This is a genomic window from Pantoea sp. X-Soil-TKNS-1280 (assembly GCF_059730475.1).
The window spans coordinates 194,175-218,259 of the sequence record NZ_AP035965.1; the positions used below are offsets into that span (position 1 = coordinate 194,175).

General features: G+C 46.9%; 20 protein-coding genes. 11 read left to right on the plus strand and 9 right to left on the minus strand.

The window, feature by feature from the left end:
* Nucleotides 1-61: 61 nt before the first annotated feature.
* The 5 genes from manA to AC6I8X_RS26085 all read right to left on the minus strand — a co-directional run bounded on the left by manA (nt 62) and on the right by AC6I8X_RS26085 (nt 7,808).
* The gene (gene manA, locus AC6I8X_RS26065) at nt 62-1,288 is read right to left on the minus strand and encodes a mannose-6-phosphate isomerase, class I (RefSeq protein ID WP_497841943.1); all 1,227 of its coding nucleotides are present in this window, start codon (nt 1,286-1,288) and stop codon (nt 62-64) included.
* On the minus strand, nt 1,285-2,694 hold the full coding sequence (locus AC6I8X_RS26070) for a glycoside hydrolase family 1 protein (RefSeq protein WP_497841944.1): 1,410 nt from the start codon (nt 2,692-2,694) through the stop codon (nt 1,285-1,287). Before AC6I8X_RS26070 ends, manA begins: the two co-directional genes overlap by 4 nt.
* A gap of 54 nt (nt 2,695-2,748) precedes the next feature.
* Nucleotides 2,749-4,944, minus strand: coding sequence for a CBM35 domain-containing protein (locus tag AC6I8X_RS26075; RefSeq protein WP_497841945.1), 2,196 nt, complete (start codon nt 4,942-4,944; stop codon nt 2,749-2,751).
* A 12-nt stretch (nt 4,945-4,956) separates the two neighbouring features.
* Nucleotides 4,957-6,291: a maltoporin gene (locus tag AC6I8X_RS26080; RefSeq protein ID WP_497841946.1), complete on the minus strand. Its 1,335-nt coding sequence runs from the start codon at nt 6,289-6,291 to the stop codon at nt 4,957-4,959.
* Nucleotides 6,292-6,533: 242 nt separating this feature from the next.
* Nucleotides 6,534-7,808, minus strand: a complete 1,275-nt coding sequence (locus tag AC6I8X_RS26085) for a PTS sugar transporter subunit IIC (protein WP_497841947.1) — start codon at nt 7,806-7,808, stop codon at nt 6,534-6,536.
* 178 nt (nt 7,809-7,986) lie between these two features.
* On the opposite strand from AC6I8X_RS26085, the gene AC6I8X_RS26090 reads away from it, so the two are divergent.
* The 5 genes from AC6I8X_RS26090 (at nt 7,987) to AC6I8X_RS26110 (ending at nt 11,978) form a co-directional block, all read left to right on the plus strand.
* Nucleotides 7,987-8,298, plus strand: a complete 312-nt coding sequence (locus AC6I8X_RS26090) for a PTS sugar transporter subunit IIB (protein ID WP_497841948.1) — start codon at nt 7,987-7,989, stop codon at nt 8,296-8,298.
* A gap of 11 nt (nt 8,299-8,309) precedes the next feature.
* Nucleotides 8,310-9,635 carry a PTS sugar transporter subunit IIC gene (locus AC6I8X_RS26095; protein WP_497841949.1) on the plus strand — a complete coding sequence of 442 codons (1,326 nt, stop codon included), beginning with the start codon at nt 8,310-8,312 and terminating at the stop codon, nt 9,633-9,635.
* A gap of 27 nt (nt 9,636-9,662) precedes the next feature.
* Nucleotides 9,663-9,968, plus strand: coding sequence for a PTS lactose/cellobiose transporter subunit IIA (locus tag AC6I8X_RS26100; protein ID WP_497841950.1), 306 nt, complete (start codon nt 9,663-9,665; stop codon nt 9,966-9,968).
* 57 nt (nt 9,969-10,025) lie between these two features.
* Complete coding sequence (locus tag AC6I8X_RS26105) at nt 10,026-10,940, plus strand: ROK family protein (protein WP_497841951.1); 915 nt, start codon at nt 10,026-10,028, stop codon at nt 10,938-10,940.
* 75 nt (nt 10,941-11,015) lie between these two features.
* Nucleotides 11,016-11,978, plus strand: coding sequence for a LacI family DNA-binding transcriptional regulator (locus tag AC6I8X_RS26110; protein WP_497841952.1), 963 nt, complete (start codon nt 11,016-11,018; stop codon nt 11,976-11,978).
* Nucleotides 11,979-12,057: 79 nt separating this feature from the next.
* Here the strand turns inward: AC6I8X_RS26110 and AC6I8X_RS26115 are convergent, their stop codons facing one another.
* Nucleotides 12,058-13,395 carry a carbohydrate porin gene (locus tag AC6I8X_RS26115; protein ID WP_497841957.1) on the minus strand — a complete coding sequence of 446 codons (1,338 nt, stop codon included), beginning with the start codon at nt 13,393-13,395 and terminating at the stop codon, nt 12,058-12,060.
* A gap of 172 nt (nt 13,396-13,567) precedes the next feature.
* Nucleotides 13,568-14,950, minus strand: coding sequence for an MFS transporter (locus tag AC6I8X_RS26120; protein WP_497841958.1), 1,383 nt, complete (start codon nt 14,948-14,950; stop codon nt 13,568-13,570).
* A gap of 458 nt (nt 14,951-15,408) precedes the next feature.
* On the opposite strand from AC6I8X_RS26120, the gene AC6I8X_RS26125 reads away from it, so the two are divergent.
* The 6 genes from AC6I8X_RS26125 to AC6I8X_RS26150 all read left to right on the plus strand — a co-directional run bounded on the left by AC6I8X_RS26125 (nt 15,409) and on the right by AC6I8X_RS26150 (nt 22,045).
* On the plus strand, nt 15,409-16,428 hold the full coding sequence (locus tag AC6I8X_RS26125; protein ID WP_497841953.1) for a LacI family DNA-binding transcriptional regulator: 1,020 nt from the start codon (nt 15,409-15,411) through the stop codon (nt 16,426-16,428).
* A gap of 248 nt (nt 16,429-16,676) precedes the next feature.
* Nucleotides 16,677-17,606 (plus strand): dihydrodipicolinate synthase family protein, encoded by a 930-nt coding sequence (locus AC6I8X_RS26130; protein WP_497841954.1) that lies wholly within the window; start codon nt 16,677-16,679, stop codon nt 17,604-17,606.
* A gap of 216 nt (nt 17,607-17,822) precedes the next feature.
* The gene (locus AC6I8X_RS26135) at nt 17,823-19,217 is read left to right on the plus strand and encodes an MFS transporter (RefSeq protein ID WP_497841955.1); all 1,395 of its coding nucleotides are present in this window, start codon (nt 17,823-17,825) and stop codon (nt 19,215-19,217) included.
* A gap of 90 nt (nt 19,218-19,307) precedes the next feature.
* Entirely contained in the window at nt 19,308-20,180 is an 873-nt protein-coding gene (locus AC6I8X_RS26140) for a fumarylacetoacetate hydrolase family protein (protein WP_497841695.1), read from the plus strand.
* A 73-nt stretch (nt 20,181-20,253) separates the two neighbouring features.
* Nucleotides 20,254-21,552 carry an anaerobic C4-dicarboxylate transporter family protein gene (locus AC6I8X_RS26145; protein WP_497841696.1) on the plus strand — a complete coding sequence of 433 codons (1,299 nt, stop codon included), beginning with the start codon at nt 20,254-20,256 and terminating at the stop codon, nt 21,550-21,552.
* A gap of 100 nt (nt 21,553-21,652) precedes the next feature.
* A complete protein-coding gene (locus tag AC6I8X_RS26150) occupies nt 21,653-22,045 on the plus strand; it encodes a helix-turn-helix domain-containing protein (RefSeq protein ID WP_497841697.1) in 393 nt (130 codons plus the stop codon).
* Here AC6I8X_RS26150 and AC6I8X_RS26155 read toward each other — a convergent pair.
* On the minus strand, nt 22,027-23,385 hold the full coding sequence (locus tag AC6I8X_RS26155; protein ID WP_497841698.1) for a sensor histidine kinase: 1,359 nt from the start codon (nt 23,383-23,385) through the stop codon (nt 22,027-22,029). The genes AC6I8X_RS26150 and AC6I8X_RS26155 overlap by 19 nt on opposite strands.
* A complete protein-coding gene (locus AC6I8X_RS26160) occupies nt 23,369-24,067 on the minus strand; it encodes a response regulator transcription factor (protein ID WP_497841699.1) in 699 nt (232 codons plus the stop codon). The genes AC6I8X_RS26155 and AC6I8X_RS26160 overlap by 17 nt, the downstream gene beginning before the upstream one ends.
* Nucleotides 24,068-24,085 lie beyond the last annotated feature (18 nt).

The following is a 24,085-nucleotide window of genomic DNA, read 5'->3' on the forward strand; positions in this document are numbered from 1 at the left end:
AACCGGGATATCACGGTATAGCCTGCTACTCATCTGCAGGCTATCGGGTTTCAAAGACTGATCATGATGAGCCTGTCTCAGGCTGCTCCATTGTCGTCATATGCGGCTGACATGTAACAACGCAAGCTGCCCCAGTCACTGAGAGAGACCAGCACGAGGCGGAAGCGGGAATAAACGCCGATTCACCGACATCCAATGTGAGTTCCTCGCCGCATTCATGACACAGGGATGCACTCCCCTCAATCACCAGCACAATCCCGGCGCTACTGGTCATTATTTTCTGGTTATCAACCGCAGAAAAAAGGCTGAACTGAAAATCCTCTACTGGCACCGGATACTGATCTCGTCCGTCTGTTCGCTGCGGCGTCATTAACAGCGATGAAGCGGGAGTTGGAATAAACCTGGTGCATTTGATGAGTTCGCAAGGGTTAATTTTCTTGTTGGTTAACCCCGCACGCAGTACGTTATCGGAACTGGCCATAACTTCAACCGCAGTGCCCTGTATATAAGCATGCAATGTGCCAGGATAGAGGAACATCGCCTCTCCGGGTTGTAACGTCACACAGTTTAGATACAGCGGAGCCAGCACACCAATATCATTGGGATACTGTTGATTTAGCGTCCGCATGATCCCGGCGAGTGGCGGTTCAAAACGTGCTGCACCGTTATTCACTATCTCAGCGATGGCTTGCGTTTTACTGTCCAGCGAGATTTGCATCAACGACTGGAAAAAGGTTTCCAACCCTTGAGGATTTTGTTGTTCCGCCAGGGCGTCTGCGATGCTATCCAGTTCCGGAATATTCAGCGCTTTGATATTTCCGACGATACTGGGCAGCTCGCGAAAACCATTCATTGCAACAAAGGGAGTGATGGCATAAACCAGTTCAGGTTTGTGATTGTCATCGTTGTAATCAGGATCGTCGGAAATTCCCATCTTTAGCGATTTTGCATACCCTTCTTCGGCAGCGGCCTTTTCCGGATGAACCTGTATCGACAACGCCTTGTCAGCCGCAAGGATCTTAAGCAAAAAGGGCAAATCACCAAATCGCTCGACGGTAGTCACACCCAACATCCCGATGCTATCCCCGGCGATCAACTCTGACAGTGCCAACGTTTCATTATTACAGACAACCTGTGATATCCCCGAGGGATGCACTCCCATCCACAATTCTGCCTGTGGTTGATGGTCCGGGTTGGGAATATTAAAACGCTGATTAAGCTCAGTGAGACTGCCCCAGGGATAGTTTTTAACGGCATTAATCAGACGATAGAAATGCTGCTGACTCATAAAGGCGTTGCCTCACTGGTAAACTGGTTATTCTGTGCCAGCGCTTTGAACCATAGTCCATTACGTTTGATGTAGCGCTCACCCGTTTCCAGATCAAGGCGGTAGAAACCATAGCGACGCTTGAAGGAATTAGTCCATGACCAGTTATCAATAAACGTCCATTGGTGAACACCAAAACAGTTAGCGCCATCAGCAATGGCCCGGTGCAACTGAATGAGATGCTCCTCCATCAAACGAATACGGAAACTGTCGTCAATCACACCATCAGACTGCACCGGGCCTTCTGATTCCAGATCCATGGCAATGCCAATCTCAGCCAGATACCATTTAATGTTGCCATAATTATCACGAATATTTTTAGCAATATCGTAAATAGCCTGAGGCAGAATTTCATTATTATCACGGTAAGGGTTAAATCGCCCTTCTGGATTAATATAATTTTCGAAATAGACGTCTGGCGAGAAATAGTCGAGAGTGTACTCTTCCTCCCGCGCTTTAACACGTCGTGGGACATAGTAATTAACACCGAGAAAATCGATAGTCGTTGAGGTGATTAAGGCAACATCTGCAGCCTTAACATCAGGTAAGCAGTGGTTTTCGGCCAGAATCTCGCACAGTTCTTTAGGGAATTGATTTTTTACCAATGGATCGAGGAAACTTCGATTAAAAAACAGATCTGCATACCAGGCTGCTTTTTTATCTTCCGGCGAATCATTACGGGTATACGAAGGCGTCAGATTTAGCACCACACCAATTTCACCGGCCAGTGCCATCTCACGATACACCGTTACCGCTTTAGCATGTGCCAGCATAATGTTAAAGGCAACCTGCGCGGCTAACTTACCCTCTTTTTTACATGGATAATGGAAATCATACAAATATCCACCCTCTACCGGAACGATAGGTTCATTAAAGGTGATCCAATATTTGACCTTATGCCCAAACAATTTGAAGGCGGTACGTGCGAATAATGCAAATAAATCAGCCACTTTAGCTGACTCAAAACCACCGTACACCTCCTGTAATTTCTCTGGCATATCGAAGTGATAAAGATTGATCATCGGCTCAATACCACTGGCGATCATTTCATCAAGATAATCATGGTAGAAACGAACAGCATCAGCATCTGGCTCTCCGGTTTCAAAATCTGCAATCAGGCGAGACCACTGAATCGACGTTCTGAAGGAATTAAAACCTAATGCCTTCATTAGAGCGACATCGTCTTTATACTTCGTGTAGGTTCTGCACACTTCATTCGGCCCAATCTGCTGGAAAAACCGCTGTGGTTCTGCGGCAAACCAGCTATCCCAGACTGAACGATGCATTTTTCCTTCAATACCTTCAGTTTGAGGACCGGATGCTGCTGCCCCCCAGAAAAAGCCATCCGGGAATTGATAGTGGTTCATTACTGCCTCCATAATAAATATGGCTGCGCCCTCAGGACGCAGCCGTTGCAATCATTACTCTGCGGTTACTTCAATCGATTTGATAAACATATATCCCCAGTCCCCGGCGAATTTGCCAAAACTGAGTGTATTATCTCCAGCGCTGAGTGTTACCGGAACGATTATTTCCTGCCCGGTTTCATTCGTCTGTGGAAATTCAACCCCCACCGGGGCACCATTATTTATGACGAATGAGTTCTTCTTCCCACCCCATTTGGCATTAAATTTCACATGCAGCAGGTAGCGCCCTTCCCACGGAACGGATAATTGCCAGGTGATTTTATCTCCCTCATTAGCGAAAGGACCGAGGAACCCATCGGCACCGATTACCAGTGGGTCTTTCTCTGTCTTCACTGCATCAATTTTGCCCTGCGCGACATTCATGGCTTTGCCATGAAAAGCGCAATAATCAGCAGGGATTTTTCCCTTAGCTTCACTCACCACAACATCAACCGTTTGGCTCTGACTCAGCAGGCCGTCACTGGCGGTAAAGGTCAGCGGGTAAGTGCCGGGTGAAGAGAACCAGGCACGGGTCTCTCCTTTGCCTGCATCACAGACATGCGCGCTTTGCTGCCCGTTGGTATTCCAGCTAAGGCTTACTTTTCGATCAGGCAGGTTATCGTCCGTCCAGCCTGCATGCAGTGACACGCCTTTATCAACAGAGGTCGTGAGTTGCTTTTCCAGCGTGACAACAGGAGCCTGATTCTTTTGCGTGTGGGTAACACTGATCACATTTGAAGGAGCAGAAGAACCACTCTCGTTTTTTGCAATAACACGGTAGTAGTACGTTTTACCCAGTTTTAAATCACGGTAATTGTCGCGGAACAGATCCATCGTGGCCGGATTCCATTCATTGATGCCATCAGAAATGTCGGTTCCTACTCGCTGCCACGGACCTTGCGCTGAGGTGGCGCGTTCAACATCGTAGTAACGCCCAACCGCAGACCCCATCCAGTTAATGGCAAAAGGTGATGTGGTTGCCAGCAAGTGGGGCGCGTCTGGTTTAGGTAAAGGGGGAATCTGCTGCAAACCGGCAAGCTGAGCAGAGGCTTTCCGCACCAGATTAACGACCTCCATTTCCTGGTTCGCCTTACCTTCGACCGGGAATCCCGGCAGGTGATAGCTATAGTGCCCGGTATATTCTTTATGCCAGTAGAATCCCCCCTCCTGACGATGGCCACGGAATCCCCAGATTAATCCCCCCACCGCCTGATTTCCCTTCACGTCGGTCTGAACAATTGCCTGCATGATGTCATTCAACTGTGAGTGATCAAGCAGGCCAAACTCTCCCACAAGGTAAGCTTTCTTCCCGCCTATCTGCTCAAGGTCTTTACGTACCTGGTCAGGGTGATTGTTACCGGCATTGGTGTAGTAATGGTTGCTGACAATATCGACGTTCGGGTCATTGAGGGCAAAATCGTTAATCTTTTTATAGGTGCCATCGACAATCAGTTGGTGTGGCGCCCATTTACGAATCCAGGCCGCCGTTTGGTGCAGAAACCCAGCGTTGGTATCCTCTAACTCGTTACCCGTTTCCCAGGCCATGATGGCTTTCTCGTCATAATATGGACGCCCCGTCACCGTATTAGTGCGGGTTACGACCTGACGAATGATGTCGAGATAGGCTTTATAGGTTTTGCTGTCAGTACGATAAAAATCCTCAGGCTTTTCATGATAGAACGCCGCCAACTGCTCGCGCCCACCCCACCACCACCAGTGATCAATAAACGGCAGAATAAGCCGCAATCCTTGCTTATCGGCTTCAGCAATCATGTTGTCATAAACTTTCATCGCCTTTTCATTCAGGCGTGGCATACCATCCGGAGTCGTCGGTGCCAGAATGTGGGTTTCACGCGCGCAGGCTTTATCATTTTCCTGCTGAACAGACAGCACATAGACACGCTGCGCTTTTGCCCCCGTCTGGACCATGGCCTTAATCCAGTTGGCCTGTTCTGCGGCGGTCGGCCACTTAAAGTATTGCCCCCAGCCTCGTGGGTCAGCTTTACAGACACCTCGCGCATCATCCTCTATACGATGTAGCTCGGGCGCTTCAATACCGGCAAAACGAAACACATGATTACCATCCATCAGTTGAGCGCCCTGACGGGTGATGAAGTGTTCAAAATGGGACTGCTCTGCGGCCATGGCGCTCATACTGCCGCAGGCAGATAGCAGCGAAACGATTAACAATTTACGGATAGGTTGTTTCATGGTCGTCTCTCCTTAGAACCACACTTCGGCTTGTACGCCAAAGTTCACCGTATCGGTATCGCCACTGCGGCTGTAGCCACCAGCAGAAATGGTGTTGGTGCTCCAGTCGTAAGTACCATCCAACGCATCGGATACGCCCTTATCCCATTTTGCGTAAGTCACGAAGAAACGAATTTGCGGGCGCGCCCAGAAGCCGGTGTCAAAGGTTAACGTCGGCGCGATAGTGACTTTAGTCAGTCCCCCCTTGCCTTTGCCATTCACACCTTTGTAGTTTTCGTCGTCCAGATACTCGTAGCCGAGTTCGTACTGCATCGCGAAGTTATCCGTGATTTGATGATACGGACGGATACCGGCAACCCAACTGGTTCTCCCCCAGCCATCGGTATTACTACTCCACCAGCGATAATTTTTATCCTTCTGGTAATAGGCAAACGTTGAGACGTCCACTGCCCCCAGCGATGCCATGCTATCGAGCACCACGCGCCACGACTGAGTATCTTCAAGGTTGGCCCATCCCCAACCGTTTTTGCCCAGTGAATCACCCGCCGCTAGTCCGCGTCCGTACTGCATCACGAATTTTGAATATCCCCCGGTCATCCCCCAGAAACCATCAAAGTTATAAACACCGGTCACGCCATATCCCTTTTGCGCCGCAGTGGGATAATCCTCATTACGATTCATCCGATGGCCGATCAACTCAATATCCAGCCCTGTCCCGGCGATCTTCTTGAACCAAAGGTTGAGTGAATAGTCATCCGGGTAACCTTGTTTACCTTTATCGACAGGATAGGCATCCGTTTCATCTGTGGGAGAAAAAGCATAAATACCGGCGTCGAAGTGGGCGAAGCCGAGATCCATATTGTCAAAACCACCGCCCGTACCATTGTATTGAATATATTCCCAGTCGAACTGGTGGCTGGATGTGTTCGAACTGCTATAGCGCTTACCTCCCCAGAACGTCATATTCGGAGCAAAATCAAGATTGCTTAATTCTGCGAAGCCTTCGCGAAACTGAACATCGTGACCATCATCATCCTGACAATTCCAGTCAGATGTACATTTGCTTTGGTGAGTAATATTCGCCTGGATTTTGGCAACAGCGCCTGTGGCCGACTTTAAGGTCACCGTTGGAATAAGTTCAATTTTAGTATCGTCCTCGTTACCAAGACGAAATTTCCCATCGGGCATCAAGCCTACGGAATCTACACGGTTACCATCTGAGTTCGCCAGAATGCCGGATCGAATGTAGCCATGTAGCGTGAAATCATAATCGTTTTCCTGTGCAACACTGGTGAACACCGGATTGATGAGTAAGGCCAGAGGTATTAATCGATTAAACCTGTTCATATTTTTCCTTTTTTGTTTTTAAGTGAAACCGCATCTGTGCACTGCGATCGGAAATTTACGAAACCAAAATGGAAATGTACATCCACATACGGAAAGCGCTTTCCATAAATGCAGGCCGAAATCACAAAATCCCAAATCATAGAGATGAAAATGTGAGATAAGTCACTTTTTATGGCGAAATTCGTGACTCAACCCGCTGCTTTCAGAGCGGGTTGAGAGAGAGATGCGTGATGCAGAGGGAATTATTTGGCTTCAGAGTCCAGCAGTTGCCGCTCATAGACTTTAAAAAAGGGGCGATAAATCATCCATGAATTGAAGAACGCAAACAGACACATAAACATGTTTTTCCAGCTTCCGTTTGCTGACCAGGCTGCCCCAAGCGGGGAAGGCATCGACCAGGGTAGCATCGCTACGGCACGGTCGAGAATGCCCAGGTTAGTCAGATACCATGCAATGCAGGCATTAATTAACGGGACAGCAATGAATGGCAATAAAAACAGTGGGTTAAGTATGATCGGAAATCCAAAAAGGATCGGCTCATTAATATTAAACAGGGAGGGTATTAAGCCAATTTTTCCCACACTTTTTAACTGCTGGGAACGGCTGCGCAATGCCATAAAAATTAACGGTAACGTTGAGCCAATCCCGCCAATCAACAGGTAAAAATCCCAAAACCCTTGCAGATAGATATGTGGAAGTGGTGTGACGCCATCAGCCAGGGCCTGTTGATTATCAAAAAGATAGGTCATCCAGAAGGGATTCATTATGCCGGTAATAATCAACGCCCCATGAATACCCACAAACCATAATAAGTTACAGATTAATAAGGAAATAATGATGGCTGTCAGTGTATCTGAAGCCACGATGAGAGGGCGCAGAGCTTCTCCGATCAGGTTGGGTAAAATCATCCCGGTTGTCAGCTGGAGAAATGCATTGATTGCGGTAATCGATAACAGGACAACCAGTAAGGGAGCAAGCAATTGAAAACCATTCCGTGTCATCACCGGGACCTCCTCCGGCAAGCGGATGCACCACCCTTTTCGGTAGAAAAATCTCATGATTTCAATACTATAAAAGCTTGATATTAAAGCACTAAATATTCCAGACCCACCAAGAAATGCGTTAGTTACGCCGGTGTCCTTAAAACCAATAAACACCAGAAAAGACAGGCATCCTGTCAGGCCAGAAAGGCGTTCGGGTAATTGATATTGTTTTGCCAGACTGGCACTTGCGCCAAAAGCAATGATTAACGCCACCAGGCCAACGGTCAACTCGAATGTTGGCAGCAGCAAAGGTCGGAGGGCCAAATAATAGCCGCCAAACCAGGAAAATGGGCTAATTGACACCGGCGGAAAGAGGAGTGGGACCATCAGACTGCCCACAATCACAAACGGCATAGCCAGCGCAAAGCTGTCACGCATCGCCGTAATGTGCTGACTTCGCGTCAAAATATTGGCAAAGGGGGTGATACGCTGTTCGATTAACGTCACAGCAACATTCATAAACTGAATGTTCATGGGCGGACCTATTTGCAGACGAGAAGTCCGCCGATCATCCCTTACATCCCAACAAAGTGAAAGCCTCCAACTGGTGATCATGTTCACATTTAATGGATTCATATACGGAAAGCGCTTTCCGTTTTTAATCCATGAAACTATAGTCCGGCTATCAGTTTTCACAAGACAGGAGTTTGACATGAAAAAAATCATGCTTTGTTGCTCTGCCGGTATGTCCACCAGCTTGTTGGTCAAAAAAATGCTGGAAGAGGCAAATAAGCGAGATCTGGAAGTAGATATCAAAGCCTTTGGGGTCGCTGAATTTGATGAGCAGGTGGCAAATTACCAGGTGGTATTACTTGGCCCGCAAGTGAAATACATGCAGAAAGATCTGCAAAAGAAAGCAAAAGACTATGGCATCAAAGTCGAGCCAATCAACATGATGGACTACGGCATGCAAAAGGGCGCGGCAGTTTTAGATTTTGCTCTGGCTTTAATCGAAGATAAATAAAGGATAACGATATGAGCACTCTGTACTCTAAATTAATCCGCGTCATAGAAGACAAAATCACGCCAATGGCCGGAGCTGTGGGACAGCAGAAATACGTCACATCAATTCGTGATGGTTTTATTCTTGCGTTACCATTTATGATTGTTGGCTCCTTCATGCTGGTATTTATATTTCCTCCCTTCTCGCCTGACACCAGCTGGGGTTTTGCCCGTGCCTGGTTGCAGTTTTCATTAGAACACCGCCAGAATCTGATGCTGCCCTTTTATCTTAGTATGGGCATCATGACGATCTTTGTTTCCGTCGGCGTGGCAGCAAGCCTTGCCCGACACCATTCACTGGATCCCCTGACCTCAGGCATGTTATCGCTGATGGGTTTTTTGCTGGTGGCTGCGCCGCTGAAAGACGGTAAAATGTCCACAGACTACTTTTCAGGTCCCGGTATTTTCACTGCCCTGCTGGTCGCCATTTATACCACTGAACTGTACGCCTTCCTGCGTCGTCGCAATATTACCATTCGCCTTCCCCCGGAGGTTCCTACTGGGGTTGCACGTTCGTTTGAGATCCTCATTCCGGTGCTTGCGGTTGTCCTGACGTTGCACCCTTTGAATCTGTTTATTGAATCGCAATTTGGCATGATTATCCCTGAAGCCATCATGTCACTGGTCAAACCCCTTGTCGCCGCATCCGATACCTTACCCGCCATTCTGATTTCTGTGCTTGTCTGCCAGATTTTATGGTTTGCCGGTATCCACGGCGCATTGATTGTGACCGGTATTATGAACCCATTTTGGATGGCAAATTTATCTGTCAATCAGGCGGCGATTGCCGCAGGAACCGTAATTCCACACATTTATGTACAGGGATTCTGGGATCATTACCTGCTAATCGGTGGCGTTGGCTCAACGTTGCCACTGGCGTTCATGTTGATGCGCAGCAAAGCGGTACATCTGCGTACCATCGGACGTATGGGGGTGGTGCCTGGCATGTTCAACATCAATGAACCGATTCTGTTTGGTGCACCTATCATCATGAATCCCCTGTTCTTTATCCCCTTTGTGCTGGTACCTATGGTCAATGCTACCCTGGCTTATTTTGCCCTTGATTTCGGTCTGGTAGCCCGTGTCGTTTCGATGACGCCCTGGACCACGCCAGCACCAATCGGAGCATCATGGGCTGCCAACTGGTCTTTCAGCCCGGTAGTCATGTGCCTGATTTGTATGGCTACTGCCGTCATCATGTATTACCCCTTCTTTAAAGCTTATGAAAAACAATTAATTGAACAGGACGGTGAGCAGAATCGTGCCGCAGAAACCGTGACGCAGTCAGAAACCGCTTAATTGAAACGATGTGATTTAGAGGACGCTATGGAACTGGAAGAACAGGTAATGGGTATCATCATTAACGCCGGGCAGTCACGCAGTCTCTGTTACGAGGCGTTGCGGAGTGCGAAAGAAGGCAATTTCGATGATGCGGATGAAAAGATGGTGCAGGCTCAGCACTTCGCGCGGGAAGCTCATCTGGTCCAGACCCAGCTGATTGAAGCCGATGAGGGTGAAGGCAAAACCAGGATGACGCTGGTTTTGGTACATGCCCAGGACCACTTGATGACGTCAATTCTGGCTAAAGAACTGGTCACCGAACTGATCGAAATTTACCGTACCCGCCATTGAGTTGAATACCTTGAAGAGAGGCACCGCCTCTCTTCCTGTTTAATAAGGAAAATATCGATGCTTCATCTTGGTCTGGATGTTGGTGGAACAAAAATGGAGGCTGTGCTGCTCAATGCGCAAGGTGAGGTTTTGCGACGTGAACGGCGCCCAACCTATAAGTCTGACTATCAGGGGTTTATTGATAATCTTGTTGATATGGTTACAGGCATCAGAGCCGATGTGAATCATGACTTTACAATCGGTATCTGTCTGCCAGGTGCGATTGATCCCTACACAGGGAACATTAAGAATTGTAACTGCCTGGTATTGAATGACCATAATCTCCAGCATGACCTCAGCCTGCGCTTTGAACAACCGGTGTTTCTCGTCAATGATGCGGACTGCTTTACGCTTTCTGAAGCCGTCGATGGTGCCGGCGCCGGTCATAATACGGTGTTTGGCGTGATTGTTGGCACCGGGTGCGGCGGTGGTGTGGTGGTCAACGGACAGTTATTGAAAGGTCCCAATGCCATTGCAGGAGAATGGGGTCATAATCCCCTGCCCGGCTGGACCGAAGCTTCGGATGGACCGGTACAACATTGCTATTGCCTCCATATGAATTGTATTGAGAGTTTTATCTCTGGCACTGGCTTCGTGCGGCGTTTTAATCAGAAATATGCCAGCAAATATGACTCGGAGACCATTTTCGCGTTAGCGGCTGCCGGCGAACCTTTAGCGCTACAGCATTACCATCATTTTATCGATTGTTTTGGCCGTAGTCTGGCATCCGTCATTAATACACTTGATCCCCATGCGATTGTCATTGGTGGAGGATTATCGAACGTGGACAGGATTTATCAGGATCTTCCTGTTGCCATCGAAAAATATATTTTTTCCTCGTCCTGTCACACTGCAATTGTTAAAGCGAAATTTGGCGATGCCAGCGGGGTGCGTGGTGCCGCATGGTTGCCAACAATAGGCTCGTCATTGTGATGACTACCTGAATAGCAACGAATATCTTCACGTTTATGATAGTATGAGGAGACGAGAGCAATAAAGACGATACCCATGCCTACTATTGATGACGTTTCAAAGTTAGCGAATGTTTCACGGGCGACCGTTTCAAGGGTGCTGACGGGGACGCGTGGCGTTCGGGATGAAAGCCGGGAGGCCGTCTTACGGGCGGTGGAAGAACTCAACTATCGCCCCAGTTTTGCTGCACAAACGCTTGCGAGCAATACTTCAAGCTATGTAGGTTTGGTGTTGCCTGCCAAAGAAGTTGAATTTAGTGCCACCTTATTACCGCAGTTATCGCTTGCGGTGAAATCACTCAACAAATCATTATTAATTCAATATGTCAGTGACGCGGCGGAACAGCAAAGCGTTATTGAAAGTCTGCAACATCAGTGTGTTGCCGTTGTGACATTGAATAATTCGCCCGGTGAAACTGCCGGTAACGTCATTGCGTTCAACGAGTTTTCAATCAAAGGTAAAGCCAGCCAGGGATACAATTACGCATTTGCGACAGAAAGCGCCTGCCGTTATGTCATGGGAAAAGGACACCGTAACATTGCGTTGTTGGTTGAGAGCGATAATGATATCGCCAGCCAACAGATGCTGGAAGGTTACCGCAATGTTCTGCAAAACTATTCCCTCCCCTTCAACAGACAACTGTTGATTACTGTAAATGACAATATTGAACCCGCATTACTTAAACTGATTAACAGTTTCACGAAATATACAGCGATTATCAGCAAAAGAGACAGTTATGCAGGTGAAGCGATGCGTTTATTACGTGAGTTCAATGTTGCAGTGCCGCAGGAGGTTTCACTGATAAGTCTTGAGGACTCTCCACTGGCGTCATTGCTTTATCCACCATTAAGTTGCATCGCTTATCCCGTTGACCAGATGCTTGACCTGTGCGTCCAGCGAATCCGGGCACTGATCGATGGCCATACGGTGTTTGAATCGGAAGGAAGAACATTTACCGGCCGTCTGGTTGCGCGCGCGTCAGTTATTGATATCAATTAATTTATCTTTTAAGCTCCATTTTTTATCCTGTGTACGCCCCTCATGATATTGAGGGGCGATTTCACAAGATCAGGCAACATTATATTTTGATGATAAATTGGCTACCCAGCACCCATGCCTCCTTGACATCTTTAACACCACCGGGGTTCACCAATAACTGAATATTAGGACGGAAAGTAAACCACGGAGTAATAGCATAACTATAATGCAACTCTGCGGCATACTCCGCTGTGCGTATCGGGGTCCAGGCCGGATCATCATAATCTGTTACACCCTTACGTTCATTAAGTAGCCTCGCACGCTCCGCAACTTTACTATTCACATGCATTTTACTGACACCGAATCCGATATAGTCCATCGGTCGGGTTGCAATCAGTCCTTTATAAACCGCGCCCACTTGCGTTTGATAATCCATGGTGGCTGTGTCCCGATCATTCATAGCAAGATGCCAGAAGAGTGATAAGCCTCTTCGGGTATCATCTTTCTCTGCTGTAACCTGTTGCTGTAAATAAATCCAGCCGCCATAACGTCCATCATGTACCTGTGCGGATTTTTTACTTAACACATAGGGATTGCCGTCACTGTCTGACAAAACATCGTTCGCATTCGCCGTATTATACCATCCGCCAAATTTGATACTTCCTGGTAACTTCTGTTGGCCCATTGAGGTTATGTATCCCATCTCCACCAGATACATATTCCCCTGTTTTCCGGTATTATCCAACTGAAAGCTACCGCTGCGAGTGGCGTAATTCGGGTTATAAAAAAACGCGGCGGTTTGCATATAGAATTGGGGTGTCAGATTGTAGCGTAAGCGAGTACCCCACTGACCAATTGGGGTATTATACCAGACACCGGAACCGTGCCCCGCCAGTGAGCCGCATAATGAGAGGTTTTGAAAGAAGCAACCATTGTTGTCAAAATCTTCACCCACTGGCATCAACCCCACTTTAAGGTCTAGCGCCTTATCGAACCATGACTGGCGATACCAGAATTGTGTCGCATGCCATGTCTGACCGCGTCCATAGTTGCTGTTGACCGAGGAACCGATCACGGGTGCACGGGGATCCTGAATCCGATCGCCGGTAAGGTCGCGCCCATTACGGTCAATGACTGAGACCTTAAATTCGCCATCCGTAATATTCGCAATTTTTTCAAGATCAAAATCGACACCAATAATATACTGGTCGCTGTAACGAACCGTTTTATCTCTGTTATACCCCCCGGATATATTTGATGTCACCATCGAACCATATTCAAATGTGAAGTCAACCCCTTCATTTTTAAGTTTAGTTCTCGCTCCACCCCAGTCCCCGGACATATATTTACCATTGTATGAAAACGGTGTTTCACTGGCATGCAAAAAAAACGGGAGAAAGGTTAAAGCCAATATACTGTTTAACACCCATTGTGTTATCTTCATTTCAATCCTCACCATGACTCTCAGGCGAAGCCAGTCCTCCACAGAAAATTTTCGAGAAGGAGGAGGTGGCTATTCCTGTTAATAGAGAGTTCTTATTATTTGGTTTTTTATAATTATCCGAGTATTTCGGGAGATTATGGGGAAATTTTCGCTCCCCCACAGGCTGTCAGGGGGACAACTCTTCCAGTGATTTTCCTTTGGTCTCAATCGCAAATAACCAGGTAATCAGCCCGCCAATCAGAGCGATCACCGCAAATGTGATGAAAACAAAACGAACACCAAATCCCGACATCATGAAGCCGACTAATATAGGACCAATTGAAGAACCTGCACGCAGCCAGGCACTGGAAAAGGCGGTTCCCAGGGCGCGTAAACGGGTTGGATAGAGTTCTGCGGCATAGAGGTAAAGTGAAAAAGCGATAGTTTGTAAAATTGCATAAGTCATACTGCCGAGAATCAATATTTCTATTGCCGATTTTGCACCAAGGATACATAAAGCAACGAGTGGAACGATAGCTAACAGGAATGCCCATGTATACCAGCGCTTACGCCCCACTTTATCAATCAGCAGTGCACAGATAACGGAGGCAACGACACCGCAGGATGAGGTGAGCCAACCGTAAGCCAGGCTGGTTTGAAGGGGTAAATCGAACCAGGTTTTATACAGCGTAGGAAACCAGGTAATCATACCGTTGTTTACGGTATAAACCGTCAACCAAAGTCCCCACAGCATGAAGGTGCGCGAACGGTAGAAAGGGGTAAATAAGCCTTTTACGCCTTCAACAGATTGTGCCTGAACCACGACAGGTTTGATCACCGGCTCCGGAAGCAGCATACCACGACGGCGTACTTCTGCTTCAAAACCGGCAACAATTTTCTCTGCCTCTTGTTGTCTGCCCTTTGATGTCAGCCAGCGAGGGGATTCTGGCATCATCCAGCGTAAAGGAACCGTCAGTGCGGAGGGAATAAGGCCAATCAAAAACATCACTTTCCAGCCGTAAACCGGAACCAGAAAAAATCCTACCAGTCCGGCAAACATCATGCCTATCGGGAAGATGACTTCATAAAGCAAAAAGAAGCGCCCCCGTTTTTTCGCGCCAACAAACTCATTGATGTAGGCACTCGCCACCGGCACTTCTGCTCCAATCCCCAGCCCCTGTAAAAAACGTATCACAAGAATGGACCAGCCATTCCAGGCAAACAGACAGGCGGCATCCATCACGACAAACATTACGATGGTGATTCGCAGTACGCCAATGCGACCGATTTTTTCAGCCAGGGAACCAAAAAATAGCGCGCCACACAGTTGCCCTATATAACTGGCCGCGATAATAAGTCCGACAAAGGCAGGCGTTAAGCCCCACTCCTGTGTGAGTTGAGGTAAAGCGAAAGCTATCGCGATGATGGTGTAAGCATCAAAAAATGTCGAAAGTCCAACAACCACTCGGATTGCCATCAACCTACGGGTGATGGGGAGACGTTCGAGCCTGGCCAGCAACTCTGCAGATTTGGTGTCAGAGTGGCCGGATATAACACATTCAGAGGTCATAACCTGAGTTGACATAGTGTTACCCTGTTCAATGATTAGCGGGCAAACACGCAATACAACGAATTTTATCGCCCGATATACAGACGGAAATTCACTTGCGATTGTTATATGAAATTGCGCCGGTTACAGAAAAAATCTAATATGACAACGTTTCTGCAATCGTTTTCACGCACGGCAATCGTGGCGAAAATGGTGGTTAAGTCAATCAGGCGAAGCACACAATTGTAAGGCAGTTCACAATCTGGACGTTTGCTCACCCCGAGAATGTGACTTCAGATATAAAACGTAAAATATCCTGCGGGATGTGATAATACCTAGGTATCAGAATGAGTCTGGAAACCACAACGTTGCAAACGTGATGGAGAAATCATCTCTTTTTCATTCACAAATGGCGCTTTCTGTTATTAAGTATCTTATTGAATGAGATAACTTTTTGGCATCAATCTCTGGAGTAACATATGGATCGGGAAAACGGGGGCAAAAACCAGCCCATTACCATGCGCGATGTCGCCCGGGCGGCCGGGGTAAGCGTATCAACCGTTTCACGTATTCTGGATGAACGGCTGCCAACATCCAGGAGCGAATCAGCGGAGAAAGTACGACAGGTTGCATTGGAGCTGGGTTATCGTCGTGATTACGTCGCATCCAGTTTGCGGCGTGGTGGAACAGGTACACTCGGCATACTTGTTCCGCGTCTGACTGATACGGTAACAGCCATGCTTTTTGAAGAGATAGCAACAGCCGCATCACGTCGTGGCTACTTTGCGATTGTTGCCACCAGCGGTGACGACCCGCAACAGGAGCGCTTGTCCGTTGAGTCACTGCTGGATCGCCGTGTTGATGGTTTGATTCTGTCCACATGCCGACTGGATGATCCCCTGCCCCAGGAACTCCGCGATCGGGAAATACCCCACGTCCTGGCACTGCGCACGGATGGAATCAGTCCGTCTTCAGTCGGTGATGATGAACTTGGAGGTTACCTCGCCACCCGTCATCTGATTGATTTGGGTCATACTGATATCGGGGTCATTGGCGGCCCTGACTTTGCCTCCAATGCCCTTAACCGGCGTCGAGGATTTGAAAGAGCTATGCAGGAGGCGGGGTTGCCCATCCACGCAAACTGGTGTTGTTCTTCCGATTTTAATGTTCAATCCGGGGAAGAAAAAGGGATGTTGCTACTGAATTGTTCTCCCAGGCCGACCGCTATTTTTGCCGTCAACGATGAAATTGCCATTGGTGTGGTTGCAGCAGCACACCATCTGGGAATAACGATTGGTCAGGATCTGTCTCTGGTAGGATACAATGATATTCCGCTGGTGAGACGTCTGCCTGTCACCCTGACCTCCGTCAGAACCCCACTCGAACATATCGCTACCAATGCCGTCGAAATGCTGATTAATGGTGTAGACCGTTCACTGATTCGTACTGTCATCCCTTCTTTGATCCCGCGCAAATCCACATCATCACTGCATAAATAAGCTTCTTTGATGATCGCTATGCCATGCTGAATGAGTAGCGATCATCGTTATGCGATCAGGATCTCAGCCAGCCTCGTAGCAAAATCAATTTTTGTGATATTGGTTGCAATTATGCCTGGTGCTTAATTGACTCAATAATTTTTCAGGTTCAATGTTTATGATGTGAAAACGATTGCAGTAACGATCTCACTCAAGTTGCATAAACTCTAATCACTAAATTAGTTATCTACATATCAAGGAGATATGACATGGCCAATATCGATCTTAGAGGTCTTACCCCAGCACCCGTTACTCCATTTACTCGCGATGGTCGTGTTGACTTCGATGCCATCCAACGTCTGGGTAGCTGGCTGGGAAGCATTGACGGGGTGAAAGGGCTGGTGGTCCTGGGACACGCAGGTGAAGGTACATTTCTGACCCAGGAAGAACAGGCCGCGGTGATTCGCGCTTTCGTGAAGTCAGTTGACAACAAACTGCCCATCATTGCAGGTATCACTGGTGAAGGTACTGAAGTCGCCGCGCTGGAAGCCAAACGCGCCGTTGATGCTGGTGCCGCTGCGGGTCTGCTCTATCCATCACACGGTTGGTTGCGTTTCGGTTATCAGGATGGTGCACCGCAAGACCGTTACCGTGTCGTATACGAAGAAAGTGGTCTTCCGCTGATTCTGTTCCAGTACCCGGATGTCACCAAAGCCACCTATAGCCTGAAAACATTACTGGATATTTCTGCCCAACCCGGTGTTTTCGCTATGAAGAATGGTGTTCGTAATATGCGCCGTTGGGATACCGAGATCCCAGTCATTCGCCGTGAACGTCCAGACTTACAAATTCTGAGCTGCCATGATGAATATCTGCTGCACACTGCCTTTGATATCGACGGTTTCCTCGTAGGATATGGCAATATTGCACCTGAACCGTTGATTGAACTGATCAATGCAGGTAAAGCGGGTGATTATAAAAAAGCGCGCGAAGTACATGATCGTCTGCTGCCAGTCACCAAAAGTGTTTATCACCGCGGCTCGCATATGGAAGGCACAGTGGCACTGAAACACGCCCTGGTCGCGCGTGGCATTCTGGAACATGCAACGGTACGTTCGCCGCTGCTGCCACTGGAAGCCGGGGCTGAAGAGGAGATTCATGCAGCGATGCGCGCGGCTGATCTTGGTCGGGCTATCTGACCAAAAAAATTCCTGTCGGCAACTCACCTGAAATATCCTTACTGTCGGCAGGAATACTGTGGTTACTAATTTATTAAACATGGTCAGTGACAACCACCTGAATGATAACTTCAGGTGGCCTGCCAGAGTCTGTAAACTGGCCAATAAAATCTATCAGACGACAGTCTCCGTATATCCGTGGTGAAATATCACCACGGTCATTCAGGAAGATAAATCATGTCAACTTTGGTTTTAAATTCCAGTCGTTCTGCCGCCGAAACTGCGACAAATTCTTCTGAACTGATTGCCAGAATAGAACGCTTACCCGTTACCCGAAAATTAATATTCATCCGTATTGTCACAGGTATCTCAACATTCTTTGACTCATATACCGTTCTTGCGATCGCTTTCGCAATGCCTGAACTTATTAGCGAATGGGGACTCACCCCTTTCTTTGTTGGACTCATCATTGCCTCAAGTTATGTTGGGCAATTATTTGGTGCGGTTTTCTTTGGTTCATTGGCTGAGAAAATTGGACGCCTTGGTGTTCTAAAGATAACAATTTTGTTATTTGTCACGATGAGCGCGGCGTGCTTGTTTGCCTGGGGTGGCTGGTCACTATTAATCATCCGTTTCCTTCAGGGAATTGGTATAGGCGCGGAAGTCCCGGTAGCCAGTGCTTATATCAATGAATTTATTGGATCCAAAAAAAGAGGGCGTTTCTTCTTGCTCTATGAAGTCATCTTCCCGGTAGGATTGATGTTTGCAGGTATTGCTGGTTACTTTCTTGTTCCTGAGTATGGCTGGAAAGCCATGTTCTGGGTAGGACTTATACCACCAATGATTGCAGCACCACTACGCTGGCTGATGCCTGAATCTCCACGCTGGTTAATCAGTAAAGGACGTCTCAATGAAGCTGCGGCGATTATCGGAAATCTTGAAAGTGAGGTTATTAAACGGGGTGATACGCTCGAAGAACCGGTGGTGAGACATTATGAAAAACCACAGCAGTCTGATTTAGGCTGGCGAGAGCTTTTCTCAGGTATCTATCTGAAAAGGACTTTAATGTTGTGGGGGTTATGGGTTTGTGCCTATCTGGTTAATAATGGGATGATTACCTGGTTGCCGACGCTTTACCGAACTGCTTTTCATCTGTCTATGCCTCGCAGTCTCGCTTACGGCTGGATAACCTCAGCAGCAGGGGTTATCGCATCACTGGCCTGCGCATTACTGATTGACAAAGTAGGACGAAAACGCTGGTATGGATTTGCTTTCCTTTTTTCTTCGCTGGCCCTGGCCGTACTCAGTATTAGCGGTGCATCTGCAGCAATAATGGTATTAATTTTTACCAGCCTCGCTTACGCCATTATGCAAACTATTACATTCTCACTGTATCTCTATTCAGCTGAACTGTATCCCACAAGATTACGAGCCATTGGAACCGGGTTTGGTAGCGCATGGCTGCGTGCTGGTTCAACATTAGGGACACTTATTGTCGGTTTAATTGTGGCAGGCCCTGGTGTGGAATACGTTTTCCTTCTATTTTCTGTCATAACCTTGGCTGGCGGCGTTATCACCTGGACTGCTGGGATAGAAACGAAGGGAGCGATTCTGGAGGAACTTTCTCCTTAAATATTAAATTATCAATAACCGGGTGTCATTGAAATAACTCCCGTGTCAATTTAGATTCATCACTGTATTAACCTCCCTACGAGGCGCATCATGAAATTTCTAAGTTTTTCTATTAATGGGCAAGAACGTTATGGACTGGCTGTCGAAGACGGTATTGTTGATTTAAAAACACGTTTTCCACACTGTTCGGATCTGAAGACATTTCTCGGCCAAAAGAATGTAATCCCGACTGGTGAGCTGAAGCAGCTCAATGTTGATTATCGATATGATGATATAACGTTCTTACCCGTCATTACTCAACCTAATAAGATTATCTGTGCCGGTATGAATTACCGCGAAAAACGTGTTGAATTTAACGAGAAAGACCCTGATCCGACACTGTTCATCCGTTTTGCTGATTCACAAACAGGCCATCTTTGTGGCCTGAAAAAACCAGAAATGAGCAATGAATTCGATTATGAAGGTGAACTGGCGATCATCATTGGCCGCAGCGGCTCTCATATATCCGAGGATAATGCTTTAAGGTATATCGCTGGTTATAGCTGTTACATGGATGGATCGGTTCGTGACTGGCAGCATAGCTGGTTTACTGCGGGGAAAAATTGGCCAGCAACCGGTGGCTTCGGTCCCTGGATGGTGACGTCCGATGAAATTCCCGACCCGCACAACCTGGAAATTGTGACACGTCTCAACGGGATAGAGGTTCAGCGTGACAGTACACGCAATATGCTTCATTCCATTCGTGAACTTATCGCGTATATCAGCACCTTCAGTGCCCTGTCCCCTGGCGATGTCATCCTTACCGGTTCGCCGGGTGGGGTCGGTAAAAAACGACATCCACCGTTATTTATGTTACCGGGCGATGTGGTAGAGGTGGAGATTTCAAGTATTGGCACCCTGATAAATCCTGTTGTCAGCGATGTAAGTTCAGAACAAGGGAACCTGTTGGTCCGGGCCTTTTGATGATGTTTATATGCCATCCACAGGCCTGAGTACTTGATAATATGTAGATTGTTTTTTTCTGAGAGGCAGCGAGATGGTACTGGTGCAGTTTCTTGTCGTTTTGGGATTCCTGTTTCTCGGCATGCGGATGGGTGGAATTGGTGTTGGCTTTGCGGGCGGAGCCGGAGTCATGATACTCAGCTTACTGGGCGCTTCGCCCGGTGAACTGCCCATGTTAGTCATTGTCTTTATCATGGTGGTGATTATTGCAATAGCTGCGATGCAGGAAGCGGGCGGTATTGATTATCTGGTACAGCTGACTGAAAAAGCACTGCGCCGATATCCTCGTCTGCTGGTTATCACTGCACCATTATCGACCTGGTTGCTGACCATGATGGCAAGTACAGGCCAGGTTTCATTTGCCTGTATGCCCGTGATTGTCGGTGTTGCGAGGGAGAACCAATTACGTCCAACACGGGCGCTGGCAATTTCTGTTGTGGCGTCGTTATTGGGCATAGTGGCATCCCCTATATCCGCAGCAGTAATCTTTTTCTCTGGAATTCTGGAAAAAAGCCATCAGGGCTGGGGTTACACAGAACTCATCGCCGTCTCAATTCCCGCTACCTTTTTGGGTATCCTTTGCACCTCATTGTTCTATCTGGTTTGGGACAGAATCAGAAACAACGATATTCTCATTGTTCCCTCCGACAGTTCAGCTAAAGAACGTTATTTTACGCTTTCTCATCCTCGGCCGGGGGCCGGGTCATCCGTTCTCATGTTTCTGGCAGGACTGATATTGGTCCTGATTTATGCCATTCTTATTAGTCCCCGCCTCGGCGTTATAGCGCATCCCATCCTGAGCAGTGGCGAGGCCCGCATTACCGTTATGATGGCAGTTGCTTTAGCTATCTCGATGTTCTGTCGGATTAACATCAACAACATTCCGTCTTCATCAATCTTTAAAACCGGAATGACCTCTTGCATCTGCATCCTCGGTGTCGCCTGGTTAGGTTCCACCTTCATGGACAGTAATCATGTCTGGCTGGAAAAAATGGTGTCGGGTTATATTCAGAATTCATCGATAATGTTGGCAGTAGTCATTATGCTGGCTTCATGTTTCCTTTATTCACAGGCTGCAGCCACGAAAATTCTCTTCCCGGTAGCACTCAGTATGGGAATTGCACCTGCGACGCTTGTGATCTGTTTTCCGGCAACCGCCTCACTGTTTATTTTGCCCAATTATCCAACGTTACTTGCCGCAATAGCGCTGGATGATACTGGCTCTACAAAACCAGGTGCGCATATCATTGACCATCCGTTTCTCATGCCCGGATTAATGGCTACCCTGCTGTCCATCTTGTTTTCCGCGTTATTCGCAATGATCATCAGTTAGAGATAGAAGTTGTTTTTACTTGTCAAGTTAATTTGTATTAACCACATGAGGAATGGATATGTATTAAGCTGGAGATATTCTTTTTTCTTAAGGTATTACTATGCATCGTTCAAACAGTATTTATGCCAGCGTCATAGAAGATCTTATCGTATGGATAGAGCATAACCTCAGTGATGACCTTTCCATTAAGACCGTAGCTAGTCGTGCCGGTTACTCCCACTGGCATCTCCAGCGTATTTTCAAAGAATATATGGATGTCTCGCTTGCTACCTACATTCGCCATCGGCGATTGGAGAAGGCGAAAATGGAGATTGTAGAAAATAGATATAAAATCCTCGATATCGCCATCAAGTATGGTTACAGCAGTCAGCAGGAATTTACACGCGTATTCAAACGGATTACCGGTCACTCTCCTGCCCAATACCGCAGAATCACCCTTGAAGAACGCTTCCAGTTAATCAATAAATCTCACACTCAGTCCGCAGGACGATAATTACTGTTTTCGGCAATGAGTGCAACCTTTAGTCCTGGTCGGAGATTCTCAATCTGTAATTCGAAGCCATGCAACCTGGCAACAGAACTTACAATTGACAATCCGATACCAGTCCCTGATACGTCGTACTTCCCATCTGCGCGGGTGTAGCGATTGATGATCTCATGGAGATTTCCGTCAGGTATTCCATTACCATTATCCTGTACCACAATGTTTGTTCTATTTTCTCTGGAAGAAAACAGCAACGTAATCATACTCCCAGAAGGGCAATATTTAAAAGAATTCTCCACAAGATTGAATATTGCTTCAAATAACAATCCTTTGTCAGCATAGATAAAACCATCACTGTCAAGAACCTGGAATTTCGTTCCTGTTTCGGCACTGTAAGGTTCGAAAATTTCCTCTATATCATTCTTTAACTCAGATAGATGAAAAAATGACATGCCGGAATATTTTGAACGACTCTCTATGGATGAAATTCTCTGAAGTGCAGCAAATCTTTTGAGGATTATCTCGATTTCACCTTCAGCGATGTCCAGAATTTTCCGCTCTTTTTCACCGGTAGTGATGGCTGTTAACTGAGAGATATCACTGATGACACCACGTAATCTGATCAGCGGCGAAAAAAGGTTGTGGGAAATATTCTTATTGATAGAAGAAATTTCCCCGGTCAGATTTTCAATATTTCCCAACATGACATTCACATGTTCAGCCAGTGTATCAATTTCATTATTTCCGGTCATACTATGAATCCGTTGACGAAAATCACCCTGACTAATAATTCGCGTAATTTCCTGAATTTTCCTCAGGTCTTTAACTGTTTTTGCACTACGAATGACACCAATAATTCCTCCACCAAGCGCCATAAAGGCCAGACATATTAAGGTGGCAGTAAAAAGAATAAGTTTAATTTCTGAAATAAGTTTTATGTCAACACCAAAAAACAAAATATCGCCATTTGCCAGATTTTTCCTGACCATCCTGATATCATTGGGTATTCCCTCAACCTTTGCCCGATAAGGTCTTACAAAATCTACACTGGAGGGGGGTTCAACTCGGAGATTTCCTGCAATATGCTTTCCTGCTGGGTCAAACAATCCGCCATAGAATACCTGTCTGTAATCGTTCTCCAGCCTGTCATTCAATGCTTGAATCATCTTATCTTCCGGGAGCAGCGAAAGTGTATTGACCTGACTAAATATTGCCTGGTCGTTCTGCTCAATGAGGATGCTTCTTGCCTGGTAGTAAACTGAAAAAGACAACAAAATAATACATAGCGCCGATACTGAAAGCGCAATTAATGACACCCTAAAATAGGTGGTTTTAAATAGATTCTTCATTGTCATCCGGTATTTTAAGAATAAAACCAGCACCTCTAAGGTTTATAATTTTCAGAGGTGATTCCAGCGCATCAAGCTTTTTTCTGAGATTATTTATATGAACATCAATGACTTTTGTACCGGGGTCAAATGTGTATCCCCAAACCGATTCCAGGATCATCGGCCGAGTAATGAGAATGCCATGGTTGCGCATTAGCATAGTCATCAGCCTGAACTCCACGCTTTTCAGCGGAATATAAACCTTACCGAAGCTGAGTGTCTTCTCTATAAGGTCAAGCTGAATACCTTCCACACTCAGGATACTGGTATCTGTTATCACTTTATTAAAGCGCAGATGAACAAGAATACGGGCGACGACTTCTTCAGATGAGAAAGGTTTAACGATGTAATCCTGACAACCGGCTGAAATACCGGAGACGCGATCCTCCACTGAATTCATGCCACTTATTATGATCACTGGCGTTTCGCTGTTAATAACGCGGAGTTTTTTTAGTAATTCAATGCCATCCAGATCCGGCAGTACACGATCAAGAGTAATCAGATCATAACGTTCTGTTTCAAGACAACTTATCGCCTCTGCTGCCGTCATCACATGCCGTGCTGTAATTCCTGCCTCTGTCAGTGCACGTATAATTTCACGGGCGAAGAATTCATCATCCTCGACGCAAAGCACACTACTCATGAATTATCTCCATACTGT